The following is a 14,715-nucleotide window of genomic DNA, read 5'->3' as shown; positions in this document are numbered from 1 at the left end:
TTCTTACGGGAGCAACGACAAGTCCTGCTCCTGTTTGCGTGGGGGCTGTCTCCTGAGTGCGGTGCTCCGAGAAGACGAGTGGGCTGGGGTCTCTCGGCGCGTTCCAACTGCCCAGGCCCGAGCCGATGGGTGCAGTCCACCGAGTGGAACCCACCGGATGGAATCCACTCGGTGTCGACTCCTGGGCGGTCCACTCGGTGGACGGTGCTCGACCTCGTCACCACAGCCAGGCGTTCGAGTGCCGCATCCGGGACAGGGCGCGGGCGTCGCGGCGGGCCGCGGCGCTGCCGATGCGGTTCTGCCGGGGCTGCGGCCGGCGCGACTGTGCGCCGTAGAACCGTCGGACTCCCGCCGCCTTGCGCCGCTTGCGCTGCTTGGCAAGCTCCGCCTTCTTCGCCTTGATGGACTTCGGTTTCCGGGGCCGCTTCCAGATCGGCTGCCAGTCCGTCGGCGGCGCGTACGCTTCGGCGCGCTTCCGGGCGTCCTCCTTCAGCCGGGCGGCAACGGCTTCGATCCTCGGGTCCGCGGGCGGGATGTTGGTCATGCGATTCCTCCGGTAGGTGGTGTCCATCCCTGTGGGTGCTGGACAGGCGGCTGGGCGCTCAGCGGTGGAGCCGCCGCAGAGTCGGGAGAGGGAAGGCGAGTGGCTCGCTCCCGGACCCCGGCCTGGAGCCGGGCAGCCATCTCGGCGGCTACGGCCTCCAGCGTCCGACGAGTCAGCTCCACCGCGGCGACGTCCGTCGTCGGCTCCAGGTCCCGGCCGGTCCTCCGCCCGGTGCAGGGGCGCAGAGTGGAGGGCACGGCGACGGTGTGCGGCCGGGTCGGGGAGTTCAGGCGGTCCGCGCGGCGTGCAGCGTGGACCCGGGCGGTCAGCGCGCCAGCAGCGAGACGGGCGCGCTGGTACGGGGTGGCGGACCGGTTGCGGGTCAGGGGGCGGAGCACGGCCTGGTCTTCGGTGTCGCGGGGGTAGAGGGCGTGGAGGTCGGCGGTCATCATCCGGCCGCTTCCGACCGGGCGGGTGTAGGCGTCGATGGCCGCCTGGACAATCTGTTCATCCAAGCCGGGCTGGTGGGGTCGGCCGCGCAGGGCGTAGGAGAGGTGGCGGCGGGCCTCGGCGAGGAGGTGGCGGTGTGCGAATGCGCCGCGCATCACGTACACCACGGCGATGGTCTCGGCAGCGGCCAGGGCGACGTCGACGAGCGGACGCACCCGCGCCCATATCGCTGCGGCCGCTGCTCGGGCGCGCTCCGCCAGCCGTGCGACGACGTCGGCTCCGTACGCTCGGGCCGCCGAGTCCCGCCAGGCGGCGCGGAGCTCGGACAGTGACCGCAGTTGGGTGCGCTTCGGTGAGCGGGTCTGGTCGGCGGCCTGGCAGGCGATCGCGTAGGCGGCCCGCTTCCCCGGCGAGTGGCCTTGCCGCTCTTCGTACTTGGCCGTGAGGAGCAGGAGGGCGTCGGCGATCTGCTGACGTCGGGTGGACTGCCAGCCGATGAGCCGTCGGTCGATCCCGGCGATCTCCATGACCGGGCGGCGGCCGGGCATCACCTCGCGCGGCTCCCACGCCCACCCGAGCCGGGCGGAGACCTCCTCCATGAAGAGCAGGGTGTAGAGAGCGTCGGCCGCGACGATGTGTTTCATCAGTGCGTCGGCTGTCTGGTTGCCCCACGTCCCGTCCGGCCGGCGGGCCCGGATGGACACGACGGCGTGGTCGTGGAGCAGGGGCCGCGAATCGACGGCGCGGGACTCGTAGTGCCGGAACACGGCGACGATCAGCCCGTCACGGACGCGGGCGCGGTTCTTGCCGCCGCTCTTCCACCGGATCTCCGCGACCGCGTCCTCGAGCCAGGCCAGGGTCTCGTCCCGGGCGATGTCCTGGCACAGCTCCAGCACCCGGCGGGTTTCGTCGTCCATGAGCGCCCACGCGATGTGCACCGTCGGCGGCGCCCGGAACACCAGGTCCATGCTCAGCCAGGCCGTCCGTTCCTTCGCGTCTTCGGTCTCGGGCGACTGGTTGTGCTCAATGGGCCTGCCCAGCACCGTCGCCCGCTGCGCCTGCGCCGAAGTCTTGCCCGCCACTAGGAGGGCCTGCTCGATCCGGTCGGCGTCCGGGTGCCGGCCCTCGCCGAGAAGGAGTTCGGCCTGCCGCTCGCTCACCACGTCCCCGGCCGCAAGCCCGACCGCGGCCAGGCCCCGGCCCTTCCACACACCGGGCGGGGACACCGGCATCCTCCTGCGCGGCGCGCAGCGTCGTGCCCGCAGGGCGACGGCCGTCACCGACCATCACGCCGCGGAACAGGTAACGCACCCCGTCTCCCGGACGGACCTCCGATTTGCTGATCACCGGGTCATGTAAACCCGCCCCTGAACTGCGCGAAAGAACGAAATGGGGCCCTTCCCGCCGGGCGGGAGGCCATCAGCAAGTCCTTGCCGAAGCGCCCCGCCAGGCGGGACGTCCCGGCAGCCCGAGACAGTAAGCCGCTGGTGTATGCACTCTCTCCCCCCCCCCCCGCGTGAACACCACCACGTGTGGCGAGCCCTGCCCCCTCTGTATCGAACCGCTGCTCCTGGATGTGCTCCAGGAGCGCTCCGCACAGTCCGACTTCCCCGTCGCCGAGCGCGTCGTCGGCCGCCGATGCCACGGCTGCCAGGCGACCCGGCCCGTGCAGTGGACGGAAGCCATGCGAGAGCGCTAAGGCGACAGCTGACGGCGCCGTGCGAATGCTGCGTCGCCTCCCCGTAGTTCCGATGCAACCCAATCCGCCCTCATCGAGCACCAACAGCGCACGACTGTCCCGAGCACCCGACACCGCTGAGCACAGCACGTCACCGAAGCCCTTCAGTGAGTGTTCGAGATCCCAGGCTGCTGTCAGGTGTGGGCCGTAGGCTTCGTAGCGTGGATGAGACCGAGGTGGACTGCCGCGTTGTCTGGTCGGTTGAGGCTGGTCTGGAGGGGCGGTGGAAGTCCGTATCTGCCCCCTATGGTGAGCGGGCTGAGGCCTTGGCACGATTGGAGTGGTGCCGGGTCCATGCGGCACCGGCGGTGTCCTATCGACTGCTCCGGGAGACGACCAGAGTGACGACTGCGGTGGAAGATGCCTGAGCCGTTGTGTGCTCGAACTGTCCTGCTGTCGTTCGGCTCGGGCCCGCCGGAGGTGGGGCCCGAGAGTATCTGCGGGGGCAGTAGTCAGACCGATGGTCGGGGCTTCCTGTCCCATTGCGTGCGGGGCTTGCCGCCGCGCGTGAGGCGCCTGGCCATGAGGGTGATGAGTGCCCAGGTCAGATGGGCTTCGGAATTCTGCGGGAGCCGTTCGTAGTCACGGACGTTGCGGCGGGACTTCATGATCCAGCCGAGGGTGCGTTCGACTTTCCAGCGTCGGGGAAGGACGACGAACCCCTTCGCGTAGCGAGGGCGGGAAACCGTCTTCAGCGTCATTTTGAGGAAGTCGTCGGACCCGTTTCGCGAGCTGGCCAGCATAGGCGGAGTCGGCCCAGACTTGGGTGATCTGCGGCTGCATGACGCCAAGGCGCCAGAGGAGTTCACGGGCCGCGTCGCGGTCGGTCACGTTCGCAGGTGTCACCGTGATCATCACGGGAAGCCGGCGTCGAAGCCGCGGGTGGCTTTGGAGACGATGTCGGCGCCTTTGACGGACTGCGAGCCACGATCAACGTGACGGGCCAGGGGCATCGCCCCTGGCCCGTGCGGATCTGGCGGCGGAGCTGGTCACGGATGAAGCCGACGCCGCCGGCCCGGTTTCGGCAAGGGGCCGTCGGCGCACGACTTCGACGATCAGCGGTGGATCCTGGCCGGATCCAGACGGTGATCCGCCGCCGTCTGAGGCTGAACCTGTCGGTGGCGACGGTGTGGCGGCTGCTGAGACGGCACGGCTGGTCATGGCAGGCACCCGTCCGCAGAGCACTGGAGCGTGACGAGCAGGCGGTGGAACTGTGGAAGAAGGGGGTGTGGCCCCAGGTAAAAGGATCGCGGCGGCGTGTGGCGGCTGGATCCCGCTCGAGGACGAGGCCGGATTCTCCATGACGCCGCCCCGCGCACGCACCTGGGGTCGACGCGGACTCACTCCCGTCATCCGGGTCAGAGGAAGATCGCGCCGCCGGACCTCGGTCGCCGCCCTGTGCTGCTACAAACCTGGCGAGCCGAGTCGCCTCATCCACAGGCTCTCTGTGCCCATCTCCTGTTCAAGGGTGCCCGCAAAAGCTTCTCCTGGAAGGACTACCGCGACCTGCTCGTTCCTGCCCACATCCAACTCGGCGGCCCTATCGTCGTCGTCTGGGACAACCCCAACACCCACCCGGCCGCCGGGCTGAAACGGTATGAGGCTGAGCATGACTGGCTCACCACCGTCCGGCTGCCGCCCTATTCACCCGACCTGAACCCCGTTGAGGCAGTTTGGTCACTCGTACGCAGAGCGATGGCCAACGCCTTCGATACACCCGACGACCTTGACCGCACACTCCGGCGCGAGCTACGCAGAAACCAAATCCGCCCGGCCTCATCGATGGCTGCCTCCGCGCCACCGACCCCACCCTCAGAACCGCTGCCTAGGCGCTCACGACGGTAGTCGGAACCTGGAAGTCGTGCCTGGTTTCCGTAGTCTCGGGACACCTTCGGCAGAATCCCGGCGTTATCAGTCGCGGTGGACGTCACCAATGTGCCCGCACTCCGCGCAGGGGGTGGTGCAGGTATAGGCAGTACAACCGGCCACCACGTTCGGATGAACAGGGCCAGCACAGACTTTGCAGGTGGTACGCAGGTCACCCATCGGGACTTCCCTTCTGAAGGTCGCATCCGCGGACGGCTTTCCACCATCGGAGTCTCGCCGTTTGGATGGGACGCGGACGGGGCGGAGGGCCTATGAAATGCCACCTCGCGGGGCTCTCATCATCCCAGGCCTCAGCGGTCGGCCGCGAGGTCATTGCCCTCGACCATCCCGCTTTCCTCCACACTGACACTGAGGCCTCTGAGACTCAACGCTCAGCGATCAGGCCTCACCCTCGCGAAGCGCACACCGCAGGGAACACGAACTGAGCACGACGAACTCCAGGCCAAGATCAACGAGTACAACGCGATCCTCGCCTCGCCTGAGGGTGGCGATCTGCCGGGTGGAGAGCTGCGGGGGCGTCGATGTCGTCGGCGGTCAGGTCGTGTTGATGGTGGGGGCCAGGCCGGTCGCGGCGAGGGTGAAGCCGAACAGGGCGCAGGTGGCGGCGGATCCGACACGGACGTAGCCGCCCTTGACGAGGACGATGATGCCCAGCAGGACGGCGACGGAGATCGACAGGGCCACGGAGGGTGCTCCTTCGGGGTCGGGGTGGGGCTGGCCGTGCTCGGGCAGGCCGGCCCCGGGGATGGGCGGGTGGTTCAGGCGTTGGTGAGGCTCTTGATGGCGAGATCGGCGCCGCGGGTGTCGGGCCAGGCATGCCCCTCGAGGCCGGCGGCGGTGACGCCGGAGCTGTGAGACTGCTGCGCGGCGTGGATGAGGATGCTGGCGCCCACGGCGGCCCGGGGGATCGGGCGGCTGCGGTTCTCACAGCGCTTCGTCCCAAGGACGATGACGTCAGCGTAGGGCTGACGGGCCGTAAAAGCGCGGGAAGTCGTGGCCATGGCTGCTGTTGTAGGGCCCCTCACCGCTCGTGGCACACGCCACGCTTCCCGCCCAGCACTTCTTCCGCCGTCTCGGGTTGCTGGCACAGCGGCTCGGTCTCATGTCAGCCGGTGACAGGCCGGGGCACTCGATAGTCCGCAACAAAACTATCTGCTACGGTCTCTAGTGCTGCGTCAACTAACAGGGGAGACCATGTGTTTGTTGCCTCCAGCTCCGTGCCGTCGCGCGCTCCGCCCCGAGCAGCACACGGCCCTGGATCCCGTCGTTGATGAACCGGCTTCCGCCTACGCTGCGGTTGACGACTCGCCCCCGTCCCACCTGACACGCCCCACCCCGACCACCAAAGGCTGATCCCCATGAGCGAGCACCCCGCTACCGAGACCGCCACCACCCAGAACGACGGACCGGCCCCCTGAGCACTCACCGCCCAGGAGCTCTCCCAGCTGTTGAGTCAACAGCAGTTCGGTGTGCTCGCGAGCGTCAGGAGCACCGGCCACCCGCACCTGTCCACCGTCCTCTACGACTGGAATGCCGGGGAGCGTGTACTTCGGGTCTCTTCCACCGCCAATCGCCTCAAGGTCCGCCAATTGCGTAGCGACCCGCACGCCTCACTGCACGTCAGCGGCCCGGACGTCTGGTCGTTCGCCGTCGCCGAGGGAGAGGCGGAGATAGTAGACCCGGCCGACGGGGCGGCCCCGGGAGAGCAGCCGCTGCCTGACCGGCGCGTGACCATCCTGCTCCGGGTCTCCCGCCTGTACGGGACTGCCCTGGACATCCCCGCCCAGGGCTGAAGAACCCACGCCGCGCCGGAACAGGAAGGCGAGGTCAGATCTCCCTACCTCGCGGCAGGGAGTCGGCATCAGTGCCACCGGTGTGCCATCGGGGCTGAGATTGCGCCGAGAATTTTGAGGTTCTACAGCTGTCCCTTCATGCCTGCGACATGTCGACGAACCGGCTGTAGTGCAGTTGCGCGGCGGCTGTGACGGTCGCGCGGGGCCCGAACCTGTTCTTCTCGATCACGATGTCGACCTCGCTGGCGCGGGGCGATTCGGGCTCGTCCATGTCGGGGCGTTCGACCTTGATGACCACGCTGGCGTCGTTCTTGATGGCACGCGATTCGCGCATCATGCCGTCGTCGTTGAGCTGGGACAGGGCGATGACGTGGCAGTCGAGCTGGGTCGACAGGTTCTTGAGGCCGCGTGAGACGGCGGCGACGGCCTGTTCACGGGTGATGTTGCGTGTCTGTTCGACCTCGACGAGCTGGAGGTAGTCGAGGACGAGGACGTCCAGCCCGTCATCACGTACGCAGGCCCGGGCCGCGGACTCAATGTCGTGCAGGGCCGCTCCGTCCGGCCGGTACACCCGCAGCGGCAGCGTCTTGAACAGCTCCCGCCCCAGACGTTCCACCGTGGCCCACTCCCTGGAGTCCAGGCCGTCCTGCCGGGTGAGGTGATGCATCGCGATCGTGCCCTCGGCCGCGGCGATCTTCTGCATCAGCTCCGTGCTGCTCATCTCCAGCGACGCGAACATCACCCGGGCACCGGTCTTCGCGGCCGCCACGGCCGCGTTCAGAGCCAGGGTCGACTTGCCCACGCCGGACTGCGCCGCGATCACCGTGACGTTCCCCGGGCGCATCCCGGAGGTCACCGCGTCGAGGTCGTCCAGTCCGTAGGTCAGCCCGATCTGCCGCCCGTTCTGGACCTCCTCCAGCTCCGAGACGAAGTCCATGTACAGGTCCCCGACCGCGGGAGGCGCCGAACGAAGGCGGGGCGTGCCGGCGACGATGGCGGTCAGCTGCTGCTCGACGAGGCTGCGCACATCGGATTCGTCGCCTTCCTCGCTGTAGGCGTACTGAAGAATCCGCTGCGCTGACTCGATCGCCGCGCGGCGGTAGGCCTTGGCCCGGACGATCTCCGCGTAGTGAGCGCCGTTCGAGGGGGTGGGTACCGCCTGGACGCATGAGTGCAGGTACGAGGCGCCGCCGGCCTTGGTCAGCTCTCCACGCCGGGTCAGCTCCGCGGCAACGGTGAGGGGGTCCACCGGCTCGTTGGCATGGCGCAGGTCGCAGATGGCGCGGTGGATCATCTGGTGGGCGGGCCAGTAGTACTCCTCCGCGACGATGCCGGTTTCCAGGGTCTCCGGCACGTACCGCTCGGCGCCCCAGGTGCTGTTCATGAGGGTGCCGAGCACGGCCTGTTCGGCTTCGAGATTCTGCGGGGGCTTGCGCAGGGCGCCGGACGCGGGGGTGTCCCACGGGTCGGATTCGTCGGGGCTGGCGGTCGGGCGCTGGCCGGGGAGGTCACGGGTGCTGGACACTGGAGGTCTCCTGTTCGGGTGCATCGGGCAGGGGATAGGGCCGGACCGTTGCAGCGGTCCGGCCTGCTTCATGGATCAGGCCATGACGCAGGGCACGCAGCGGGATCCCGCGCGGTACTTCGGGTGCTTGGGGCACATGTCGTCCGCAGTCGAGCCGGCGGACGGTGACGCTGCTGGGGCGACGACCGAGTAGCGCGGCAGGTTGGGGATTCTGTCGCCCGCGAGCAGCCGGTAGGGGTTCGTGATCTTGTGCGGGTTCTTCGTCAGCTGCCGAGTCAGCAGGGCGCGGTCGACCGCGCCGATTCCGGGCCAGCCCTGCTGGGCCATCACGCCGAGGAGCTTCGGGGCCAGCTTGGTCGCGTTCAGCTTGCCCTGGGTCCAGGGATCGGGCAGCAGCTGCAGAACATCCGAGGCCGCCGCGAGGTCCTCTTCGGAGTAGCACGCCTCCTCCCCCTCCCTCGGTGACGGCAGCGACCTGTTGCCGCTGGTGTTCGTGAGGGGGTAGGGGGAGGAGGTAGTTACCTCCTCCGGGGGGTGTGGGGGGGACGGCCTTCCGCTTCGCCTGTCAGGAGAAGCGGTCTGACCTGCGGAAACAGGGCGTCCTCCGCTTCGCCTGTCAGCGCTTGCCTTGTCAGCGCGTGCCTTGTCAGGAGAAGCGGTCTGACCTGCAGAAACACTGTTACTCGCGGGTAGGGTCGGACCCGCTTCTCCCGACAGGGGAAGCGGATCATTCTGGTCGGAATCGGACGCGTCCGGAGGGGCCCAGTTCGGGTTCAGAGCGGGGAACTCGTAGAACGTGTACTCGACCGCGCCGAAGTTGCCACCGTTCTCCTGGGTACGGTGCAGAAAGCCGGCGGCCCGCAGCCGGGCGACCGACTCATAGACGGCCTTGCTGCCGATCAGCCCCTTGCCGTTCGCGCTCCGAACCCCCTCACGGCGCAGGGCCTCCACCAGCTCGTCCACGGTGAAACTCTGACCGTCCTCGCACAGGAAATGGATGTGCGCCAAGACCAGGAAGTCGAGGGCATGCGTCAGACCGGAGCCGTACAGCATGTGTCGGTACAGCGGCACCGACGGCCGCAGCGCCGGCGCCCTGCCGGTGACCCGAGCCGACCCCGGCTCTTGCAGGAGGCTCCCAGTCACAGGGCGCCCGCCTCGCGGCGTAGACCGCGCACCGCACAAGAGTTCATGGTCGCGCCATGGCTGCCAACGGCAGCCTCTCGGATGACTCGAGGCGTCGTCTGGCCTCCGCCCTGCCGCCCGGCGGCCGGGGAGGCGGGGCGAAGGTAGTCGGATACGGGACGCACGGAGTAGACGTGCACGGCACACCTCCAAGTGGATGTTGTGCCGTAAACCCTGCTCAGAGGGGCTTGCCCGAAGGCTTGCCCTGCCATCGGATGGAGGACGGGCAGGGCTTGCCGGACGATGGGCAAGCCGGGCTGGCCCCCGGCGGGCAAGCTGGCAACTGTGAGGCTGCTGACGGAGGCACGGACATGGAAGTCCGCGAGGGTGGTGCGAATTGACATGATCGGTCCCTGGAAAGGGAGCCGTGAGTCAGCGTTCGAGAGTGACGCGGATCACCGAGCTTGGCCCATGCTGGGCTTCTGTCGGTGCATCGGTCTATTCTGCTGGGTAGGTGACTACACGGGCCTCGTGTCCAAGGCACCCGGCGCGGTCACCGCGCTGACTCCGACTCCAGATGCTTGCCGGCTGGGGAGTCGAATTTGACGGCCGTCCCTGTTACAGCAGGGGCGGCCGTTGCCGTTTATGGAGGCTGACAGTGACGCATGGAGGCATTCTCCTCTCGGGCGCCACGGTCTCAGTCGCGACGCGCAGGCTCCACGGGGCGACGCTGGCTACCTTGTTCCAGCGCCGAGACGTGGCTCGTTGGCGGTCGGCTCGATGTGGAGCTGCCCGTGCCTTCGTGCAGAGAAGCGCCACGATCACCTTGGTCACCTTAAGGCTTATGCGCTTAAGGAGGCAACGCTCTTGGGCATGCTGCCGAGCTCGTGTCACGGCAGGGCGATGCTGTACCGCATGCGATACCTGTGAGCGGCCTTGGTCATCAGGGATACCTCGATCGGTCGCTGTCCGTCCGAGCGGACGATGCGAAACGTCAGCATCACTGGCATGTCCCTGGGCAGTTGCAGGGCCAGCACCTCCTCCTCGGTGGGAATCTCCGATGAGACCTCGTCCGTGAAGGAGCGGGGCGGGTAACCGAGTTCTGCGAGCAGCGTTGGAGTGCCCCCCTTGACCTTTCGGGTCTCCATCATCGCCGTACCATCTGCCAGATCGAGCGGGTAGTACGCCTCAGTCAGCTCGGTGGGCTGGTCGTCGAGATGGAGAATCTGCTTTCGGAGGAGGGCTTGGCCTGCTTCTTCGAGTCCAAGAGCGCGACGAACTTCGTACGGAGGTTTGACTACCGCGACCTCGACCAAAGTCACGGAACCGCGCTGCGAGCGCTTCTCCGCTTCGGTGATCCAGCGGTACGGCTCCCCCGGGCCTGCGGGTGGCATGTAGATCTCAGGTGAAATCGACTGCTGTGTCCCGCCCTGGACGAAGACCCCCTTGCCGGGTTGGCCGATCAGGAGTTCCTCCTCCTTGAGCATCTGCAGCGCCTTCTGCACCGTGGTGCCGGCGACGTTGTGCGCGGCCATCAGTGCGGGTGTAGACGGCAACTGGGAGCCGGGTGCCAGGTCTCCGCGCGTGATCTGCCGGCGAAGCGTGGCTGCAATCTTCTGATGGGCCGACCGAGGGTCCAGGAATGGTCTGGTCATCCTTCAGCTCGCTTCTTTCCTGTGTCGATACTGGAGGTGGCGCGTCATTGTCATGACGCTTACTTCCACTGGCGTGTTGTTGGTGGAGCGGGTGAAGCGCGTCAGAACCAGCACCGGCGTGCTCGGTCGCAGCTGCAGCTCTTCGCACTGTCCGGGAGTTGCGATCGTGGCTCCGATGTCCTCGAGGGGCTCGTCCTCGGGGACGAAGCCGAGAGTCGCCAGGAGGGTGATCGCTCCGCCTTTGATCTTCCGATTGGCTGCGAGTGCAGTTCCTCGGGCGACGCTTGAGGGGTAGTAGGAGTCGGCGAGCTCGATCGGCGCACCGTCGAGCAGGATGAGCCGGCGTCGAACCACGACCAGCTCGCCAGGCAGTGTTCTGAAGAACTCGCGGACGGCTGCCGGCCCTTCAACTTCATGGACGGCGAGCAGCTGCTGTGTGCCCTTCCTGCCGCGCGCGGCCGCCTCGGAACTCCAGGCGTCTTGCTCGTCACGTTGACGTGCCGCGAGGTACGGCTGTGAGTCCCCAATCCACGCATCGTCGCTGCTCACGCTCTGCCCTCTCAGTCAGGCGGACCTGTCAGAACCTTAGTGCCCTGAGACTTTCACCCACATGGCGACACTGTAAGGCTTGTGGCCTTAAGGCTTAAGGCCTTATGGTCTCACATGTGGGTCTCCCCGCAAGGAGTGATCCTCTGCACCATCGCAGCAGTTGCCACCTCGGTGGCTCCGGAGTCTGAGACTTACTAACTCCTCCGGGCCTGACTTCTGCGCGCACTGTCGCAGCGCAGATGCGCTGTCAGTCCATCAGGACGCCCGGGACCTTTGGTGCGGCCTGACGGGCTGAGAGAGCACCCGCGACGTACACCCGCCCCTCGTCTGTGAGGAGTTCCCCATGACCGCCATCTCCCTGCTCGCCCGTGAAGTCGAGACCGTGAGCCGCGAGCGCAAGCGCCGGACACGGTCCCGCATGCGCAGCCACCTCGACACCCTCGTCGTCTCCACGCTTCCGGCGCATGAGTACGACCTCGACCCGGCTTGCATCTCCCTGGTCTGCCCGAGCTGCCGGACCTGGGTCCCGGTCCGCGTTGCCCAGACGGAGAGGGCCACGGCGAAGCTCGTCCCCCACCACACCGAGCCCGCCGGAACCGAGAACCCTGTCCGCTGCCCCGGCAGCCACCGCCTGGTCCACATTGACGTGACCCGCCAGCGCTGGTCGCAGCGCCTGACCGAGGGTGTCGCCGAGACCGACGGCCGCCGCTCGAACCGCGTCACGCGCAAGCCCGGGACGGCCGTCGCCCCGGCCGTCACGCAGATCGTCGGGGGCCTGATCGACGACAAGACCGCGCGCAGGTTGGACGAGGCGCACGTCAAGAGCTGCACGGCTTGCTCCGTCAGGGACGACGAGGGCCGCGTCCTGCGGGCCGCGGACATCTCTTACCGCTGTGCGGACGGCCAGCGCCTGGCCCAGCTTGCCGCACACACCAAGCGCACCGCACCCGCCCGCCGTCAGGCGCAGATGGAGCGGGAGGAGCAGACGGACCGTCGGGAGCGGGGCCTGCGGCTGCTTCACCACCTGCCGCGGAACCAGCACGCCAAGGCAGTCTCGGACGCTGACGTCCAGCGGGTGGACGACGCTCTGACAGCGATGATCCAGATGCTCAACCCGCACAAGGTCGACGCACCGCCGCTCAGCGACTGGGAGCGCGCCGACCTCCTGAGCGCGATCACGCTACTGGCGACTCAGAAGGATCAGATCGAACGACGTCGGTAGCACTGCCCCTCGAACACCGACGAACGCCCACGGCCGCCGGCCGCCCCTTTCACCAGGGGGCGACCGGCGGCCGTGGCCGGTCGTACGACCCGCCGTACCAAAGCAGATCGGCCCCCGGACTGCACCCGGGAGCCGATCGAAGGACCTGATAGGAGGCCCTGTTGAACACCCTCAGCATCGCACACCCCACCCTGCGGGCGAGCAGCATCGGTGACCGCTCCGTCACGCCCCGGACCCGGTTGTCCGTTCGAGCCGGGGTCGTCGACGACATCGAGCGAGAGGACGACGCCAAGGGATACGAGCCCGAGGCCCGGTTCCACGAACTCGTGAAGCACCTCGTGGCCGACGGCGATCGCCGCGCCCTGCAGTCCGGTCTGCGGGCCCGGCGAACCCTGGGGCAGATGGTTCCGGGCCACCAGCGCCGCGAGCTTCCGGCCCCCGCCGGGACCCGATCGGCTCGGGGGGAGTGAGTGCCGTGACCGACGAGGAACGCGCCGAGCTGTCGCGCAAGAACGCGGCCCAGAACAAGAGGTCGGAGAAGCACCAGAAATGACCGGCCGCCAGAGTGACCTGTATCGCCGGTACATGGCCGCCGATACCGCCTACCGCCGGCATGCCAGCGGCTGTGCCGCCTGCACCCTCACCGCCCCGGGCCCGAAGTGCCGGACTGGGGCGGGGCTGTACGAGTCGTTCTCGACTCTCCAGCAGGCCTACCTCAACCACCTGAAGTAGCGCCGACTCCGGCATTGCCCATCGGTCCCGCGCCCTGCGCGGGGCCGGTGGAGAGCGTCGGGATCACCCCGCTCCGGCCCGCATGGCCGTCGACACAGCAACAGCCCCGGGGGGCCATCCCCGGGGCTGTTTCTTGCACAGGACCTGATCTGGAGGCCCCTGATGAAGTCCATCGTACCGACCCGCCGCTACGCGCCCGTCTCCACGAAGGCGGCGCCCGCCGAGCCCCGCGGGGCTTGCGCGGGTGTGAGCGACCCCGACCTGTTCTTCCCGGTCGGCGACACCGGCCCCGCGCTGCTCCAGATCATCGAGGCCAAGAAGATCTGCGCGACCTGCCCGGTGATCGACGCCTGCCTCCGGGGTGCCCTGGAGCGCGGCGAGGAGACCGGCGTCTGGGGCGGTCTGTCCGAGGACGAGCGCCGCACCCTGCGCCAGCGCACGGTCCGCGCCCAGCTCGTCGCCGTCGCGTAACACCACTTCTTCCCTGTCGCCCCGGCCGTCCGGCCGGGGCTTCCCCATCTCCCGAGGAGAGAACCGCATGACCACCATCACCAGCGCCATCGCCCTGTTCACCGACACGACCCTCGCCCAGGCCGCCAAGCTCATGAAGGACGCCTACCGGCCCGTGTGGGTCGGCCCGTCCGGCGAGGAGTCGACCGGCGAGGCGGTGGCCCGTCACATGGAAGCCACCATCGCCCTGCTCGACAAGGACGGATGGATCCGCACCTACGACCACAGCGCGGACTGGTCGAAGGGCGCAGACCTGACCACCGACGACTCCATGACGGCCGAGGACATGCTCAGGCTGCTCCTGCGCCTGGTGAGCGACGAGGTCGGCAACGTCCCGCAGCGCAACCTGCCCACCGCGCTGCGCCACGTCGGCGAGGCCTGCGAGCACGGCGACACGGACACCGCCCACATCGCCACCACCGTCCTGGACCTCATCATCCAGGCCCGCACCGGATCGGACACCGCCCGCGCCACGCCCTGGTCGGAGCGGCAGCACCGCACCCACACCGACATCGCCTTCCTGCTGACCGCCGGCGCCCGCTTCGCACGCGCCTACGGACCCAGCTCCGCAGAGACGGCCGCCACCACCTGACCGGCCCCTGTGCACCGACTCTCCCCGAGTCGCCTGTCGTTCCTCGCGCACATCGCGAGGAACGACAGGGAGCCCGACTGACGGTTGCCTCCTTCGTCCGTCCCGGCCGCGACCTCGCGCCGGTACGGACGAAGCGCGAGGGGAGCCGGACAGCCCGGACCACCTCACCAACCAGGAGTTGCCATGCGTGGATCGCGCGTCACCCTCACCACGGACGTCGAAGCGCTGGGTACCCGGCACAGCGCCGGGGACCAGGGGACCGTCACCGAGATGCACACCGGAGGCCACCTGACCGTCCGGATGGACAACGGCCGCGACAACTTCCCCACCTGCGACGAGGTGACCACCGACCCGCAGTGACCCGGCCGCCGGCTGTCCGTTCCGCCTGGCCCGGCC

Annotated in this window: 15 protein-coding genes and 3 pseudogenes; 8 read left to right on the top strand and 10 right to left on the bottom strand. The window is 68.4% G+C overall.

Going from position 1 to position 14,715, the window contains the following annotated elements; genetic code table 11:
- Positions 1 to 217: 217 nt before the first annotated feature.
- The 4 genes and pseudogenes from AMK27_RS40670 to AMK27_RS44665 all read right to left on the bottom strand — a co-directional run.
- Positions 218 to 544, bottom strand: a complete 327-nt coding sequence (locus AMK27_RS40670) for a hypothetical protein (RefSeq protein WP_073919501.1) — start codon at positions 542 to 544, stop codon at positions 218 to 220.
- Positions 541 to 2,220 (bottom strand): MobF family relaxase, encoded by a 1,680-nt coding sequence (gene mobF / locus AMK27_RS40665; protein ID WP_241847811.1) that lies wholly within the window; start codon positions 2,218 to 2,220, stop codon positions 541 to 543. Before mobF ends, AMK27_RS40670 begins: the two co-directional genes overlap by 4 nt.
- 964 nt (positions 2,221 to 3,184) lie before the next feature.
- Complete coding sequence (locus AMK27_RS44430) at positions 3,185 to 3,475, bottom strand: transposase (RefSeq protein WP_107425812.1); 291 nt, start codon at positions 3,473 to 3,475, stop codon at positions 3,185 to 3,187.
- 19 nt (positions 3,476 to 3,494) lie between these two features.
- Positions 3,495 to 3,587, bottom strand: a pseudogene (locus AMK27_RS44665) (hypothetical protein); the annotation flags it as partial.
- A 168-nt stretch (positions 3,588 to 3,755) separates the two neighbouring features.
- On the opposite strand from AMK27_RS44665, the pseudogene AMK27_RS40645 reads away from it, so the two are divergent.
- Positions 3,756 to 4,561, top strand: a pseudogene (locus AMK27_RS40645) (IS630 family transposase); the annotation flags it as partial.
- Between the two features lie 592 nt (positions 4,562 to 5,153).
- Here the strand turns inward: AMK27_RS40645 and AMK27_RS43205 are convergent.
- Together AMK27_RS43205 and AMK27_RS40640 are read right to left on the bottom strand one after the other, a co-directional pair.
- A complete protein-coding gene (locus AMK27_RS43205; protein ID WP_198956036.1) occupies positions 5,154 to 5,303 on the bottom strand; it encodes a hypothetical protein in 150 nt (49 codons plus the stop codon).
- A 74-nt stretch (positions 5,304 to 5,377) separates the two neighbouring features.
- Positions 5,378 to 5,620, bottom strand: a complete 243-nt coding sequence (locus tag AMK27_RS40640; RefSeq protein WP_073919498.1) for a hypothetical protein — start codon at positions 5,618 to 5,620, stop codon at positions 5,378 to 5,380.
- Positions 5,621 to 5,977: 357 nt separating this feature from the next.
- Between AMK27_RS40640 and AMK27_RS40635 the strand changes: the two are divergent.
- A pseudogene (locus AMK27_RS40635) lies at positions 5,978 to 6,412 on the top strand (pyridoxamine 5'-phosphate oxidase family protein).
- Between the two features lie 136 nt (positions 6,413 to 6,548).
- Here the strand turns inward: AMK27_RS40635 and AMK27_RS40630 are convergent.
- The 4 genes from AMK27_RS40630 to AMK27_RS40615 all read right to left on the bottom strand — a co-directional run bounded on the left by AMK27_RS40630 (position 6,549) and on the right by AMK27_RS40615 (position 11,263).
- Positions 6,549 to 7,937: a replicative DNA helicase gene (locus tag AMK27_RS40630; RefSeq protein WP_079188828.1), complete on the bottom strand. Its 1,389-nt coding sequence runs from the start codon at positions 7,935 to 7,937 to the stop codon at positions 6,549 to 6,551.
- A 75-nt stretch (positions 7,938 to 8,012) separates the two neighbouring features.
- The gene (locus AMK27_RS40625) at positions 8,013 to 8,990 is read right to left on the bottom strand and encodes a hypothetical protein (RefSeq protein WP_241847810.1); all 978 of its coding nucleotides are present in this window, start codon (positions 8,988 to 8,990) and stop codon (positions 8,013 to 8,015) included.
- Between the two features lie 959 nt (positions 8,991 to 9,949).
- On the bottom strand, positions 9,950 to 10,714 hold the full coding sequence (locus AMK27_RS40620; RefSeq protein ID WP_073919497.1) for a GntR family transcriptional regulator: 765 nt from the start codon (positions 10,712 to 10,714) through the stop codon (positions 9,950 to 9,952).
- 3 nt (positions 10,715 to 10,717) lie between these two features.
- Positions 10,718 to 11,263 carry a UTRA domain-containing protein gene (locus AMK27_RS40615; protein WP_073919495.1) on the bottom strand — a complete coding sequence of 182 codons (546 nt, stop codon included), beginning with the start codon at positions 11,261 to 11,263 and terminating at the stop codon, positions 10,718 to 10,720.
- 343 nt (positions 11,264 to 11,606) lie between these two features.
- Between AMK27_RS40615 and AMK27_RS40610 the strand changes: the two genes are divergently transcribed.
- The 6 genes from AMK27_RS40610 (at position 11,607) to AMK27_RS42900 (ending at position 14,679) form a co-directional block, all read left to right on the top strand.
- The gene (locus AMK27_RS40610) at positions 11,607 to 12,485 is read left to right on the top strand and encodes a hypothetical protein (protein WP_073919494.1); all 879 of its coding nucleotides are present in this window, start codon (positions 11,607 to 11,609) and stop codon (positions 12,483 to 12,485) included.
- A gap of 161 nt (positions 12,486 to 12,646) precedes the next feature.
- Positions 12,647 to 12,955, top strand: coding sequence for a hypothetical protein (locus AMK27_RS40605; protein WP_073919492.1), 309 nt, complete (start codon positions 12,647 to 12,649; stop codon positions 12,953 to 12,955).
- Positions 12,956 to 13,070: 115 nt separating this feature from the next.
- Positions 13,071 to 13,217 (top strand): hypothetical protein, encoded by a 147-nt coding sequence (locus tag AMK27_RS40600; RefSeq protein ID WP_241847809.1) that lies wholly within the window; start codon positions 13,071 to 13,073, stop codon positions 13,215 to 13,217.
- Between the two features lie 162 nt (positions 13,218 to 13,379).
- Positions 13,380 to 13,688, top strand: a complete 309-nt coding sequence (locus AMK27_RS40595; protein WP_073919489.1) for a WhiB family transcriptional regulator — start codon at positions 13,380 to 13,382, stop codon at positions 13,686 to 13,688.
- Positions 13,689 to 13,755: 67 nt separating this feature from the next.
- The gene (locus AMK27_RS40590) at positions 13,756 to 14,319 is read left to right on the top strand and encodes a DUF6197 family protein (protein WP_073919487.1); all 564 of its coding nucleotides are present in this window, start codon (positions 13,756 to 13,758) and stop codon (positions 14,317 to 14,319) included.
- Positions 14,320 to 14,502: 183 nt separating this feature from the next.
- Positions 14,503 to 14,679 (top strand): hypothetical protein, encoded by a 177-nt coding sequence (locus AMK27_RS42900; protein ID WP_158076980.1) that lies wholly within the window; start codon positions 14,503 to 14,505, stop codon positions 14,677 to 14,679.
- Positions 14,680 to 14,715: the final 36 nt, after the last annotated feature.

The sequence above is a fragment of the Streptomyces sp. CB02009 genome (assembly GCF_001905825.1).
Lineage (GTDB): Bacteria > Actinomycetota > Actinomycetes > Streptomycetales > Streptomycetaceae > Streptomyces.
Note: the sequence above shows the minus strand (reverse complement) of the source record. Positions and strands in the feature narration are given on the sequence as shown.

Excerpts from the sequence above, each read along its gene's own strand:
- AMK27_RS42900 (WP_158076980.1), top strand. The coding sequence starts at position 14,503 with ATGCGTGGATCGCGCGTCACCCTCACCACGGACGTCGAAGCGCTGGGT.
- AMK27_RS44430 (WP_107425812.1), bottom strand. The coding sequence starts at position 3,475 with ATGCTGGCCAGCTCGCGAAACGGGTCCGACGACTTCCTCAAAATGACG.
- AMK27_RS40640 (WP_073919498.1), bottom strand. The coding sequence starts at position 5,620 with ATGGCCACGACTTCCCGCGCTTTTACGGCCCGTCAGCCCTACGCTGAC.
- AMK27_RS40620 (WP_073919497.1), bottom strand. The coding sequence starts at position 10,714 with ATGACCAGACCATTCCTGGACCCTCGGTCGGCCCATCAGAAGATTGCA.
- AMK27_RS40590 (WP_073919487.1), top strand. The coding sequence starts at position 13,756 with ATGACCACCATCACCAGCGCCATCGCCCTGTTCACCGACACGACCCTC.
- AMK27_RS40670 (WP_073919501.1), bottom strand. The coding sequence starts at position 544 with ATGACCAACATCCCGCCCGCGGACCCGAGGATCGAAGCCGTTGCCGCC.
- AMK27_RS40600 (WP_241847809.1), top strand. The coding sequence starts at position 13,071 with ATGGCCGCCGATACCGCCTACCGCCGGCATGCCAGCGGCTGTGCCGCC.
- AMK27_RS40610 (WP_073919494.1), top strand. The coding sequence starts at position 11,607 with ATGACCGCCATCTCCCTGCTCGCCCGTGAAGTCGAGACCGTGAGCCGC.
- AMK27_RS40625 (WP_241847810.1), bottom strand. The coding sequence starts at position 8,990 with ATGCTGTACGGCTCCGGTCTGACGCATGCCCTCGACTTCCTGGTCTTG.
- AMK27_RS40595 (WP_073919489.1), top strand. The coding sequence starts at position 13,380 with ATGAAGTCCATCGTACCGACCCGCCGCTACGCGCCCGTCTCCACGAAG.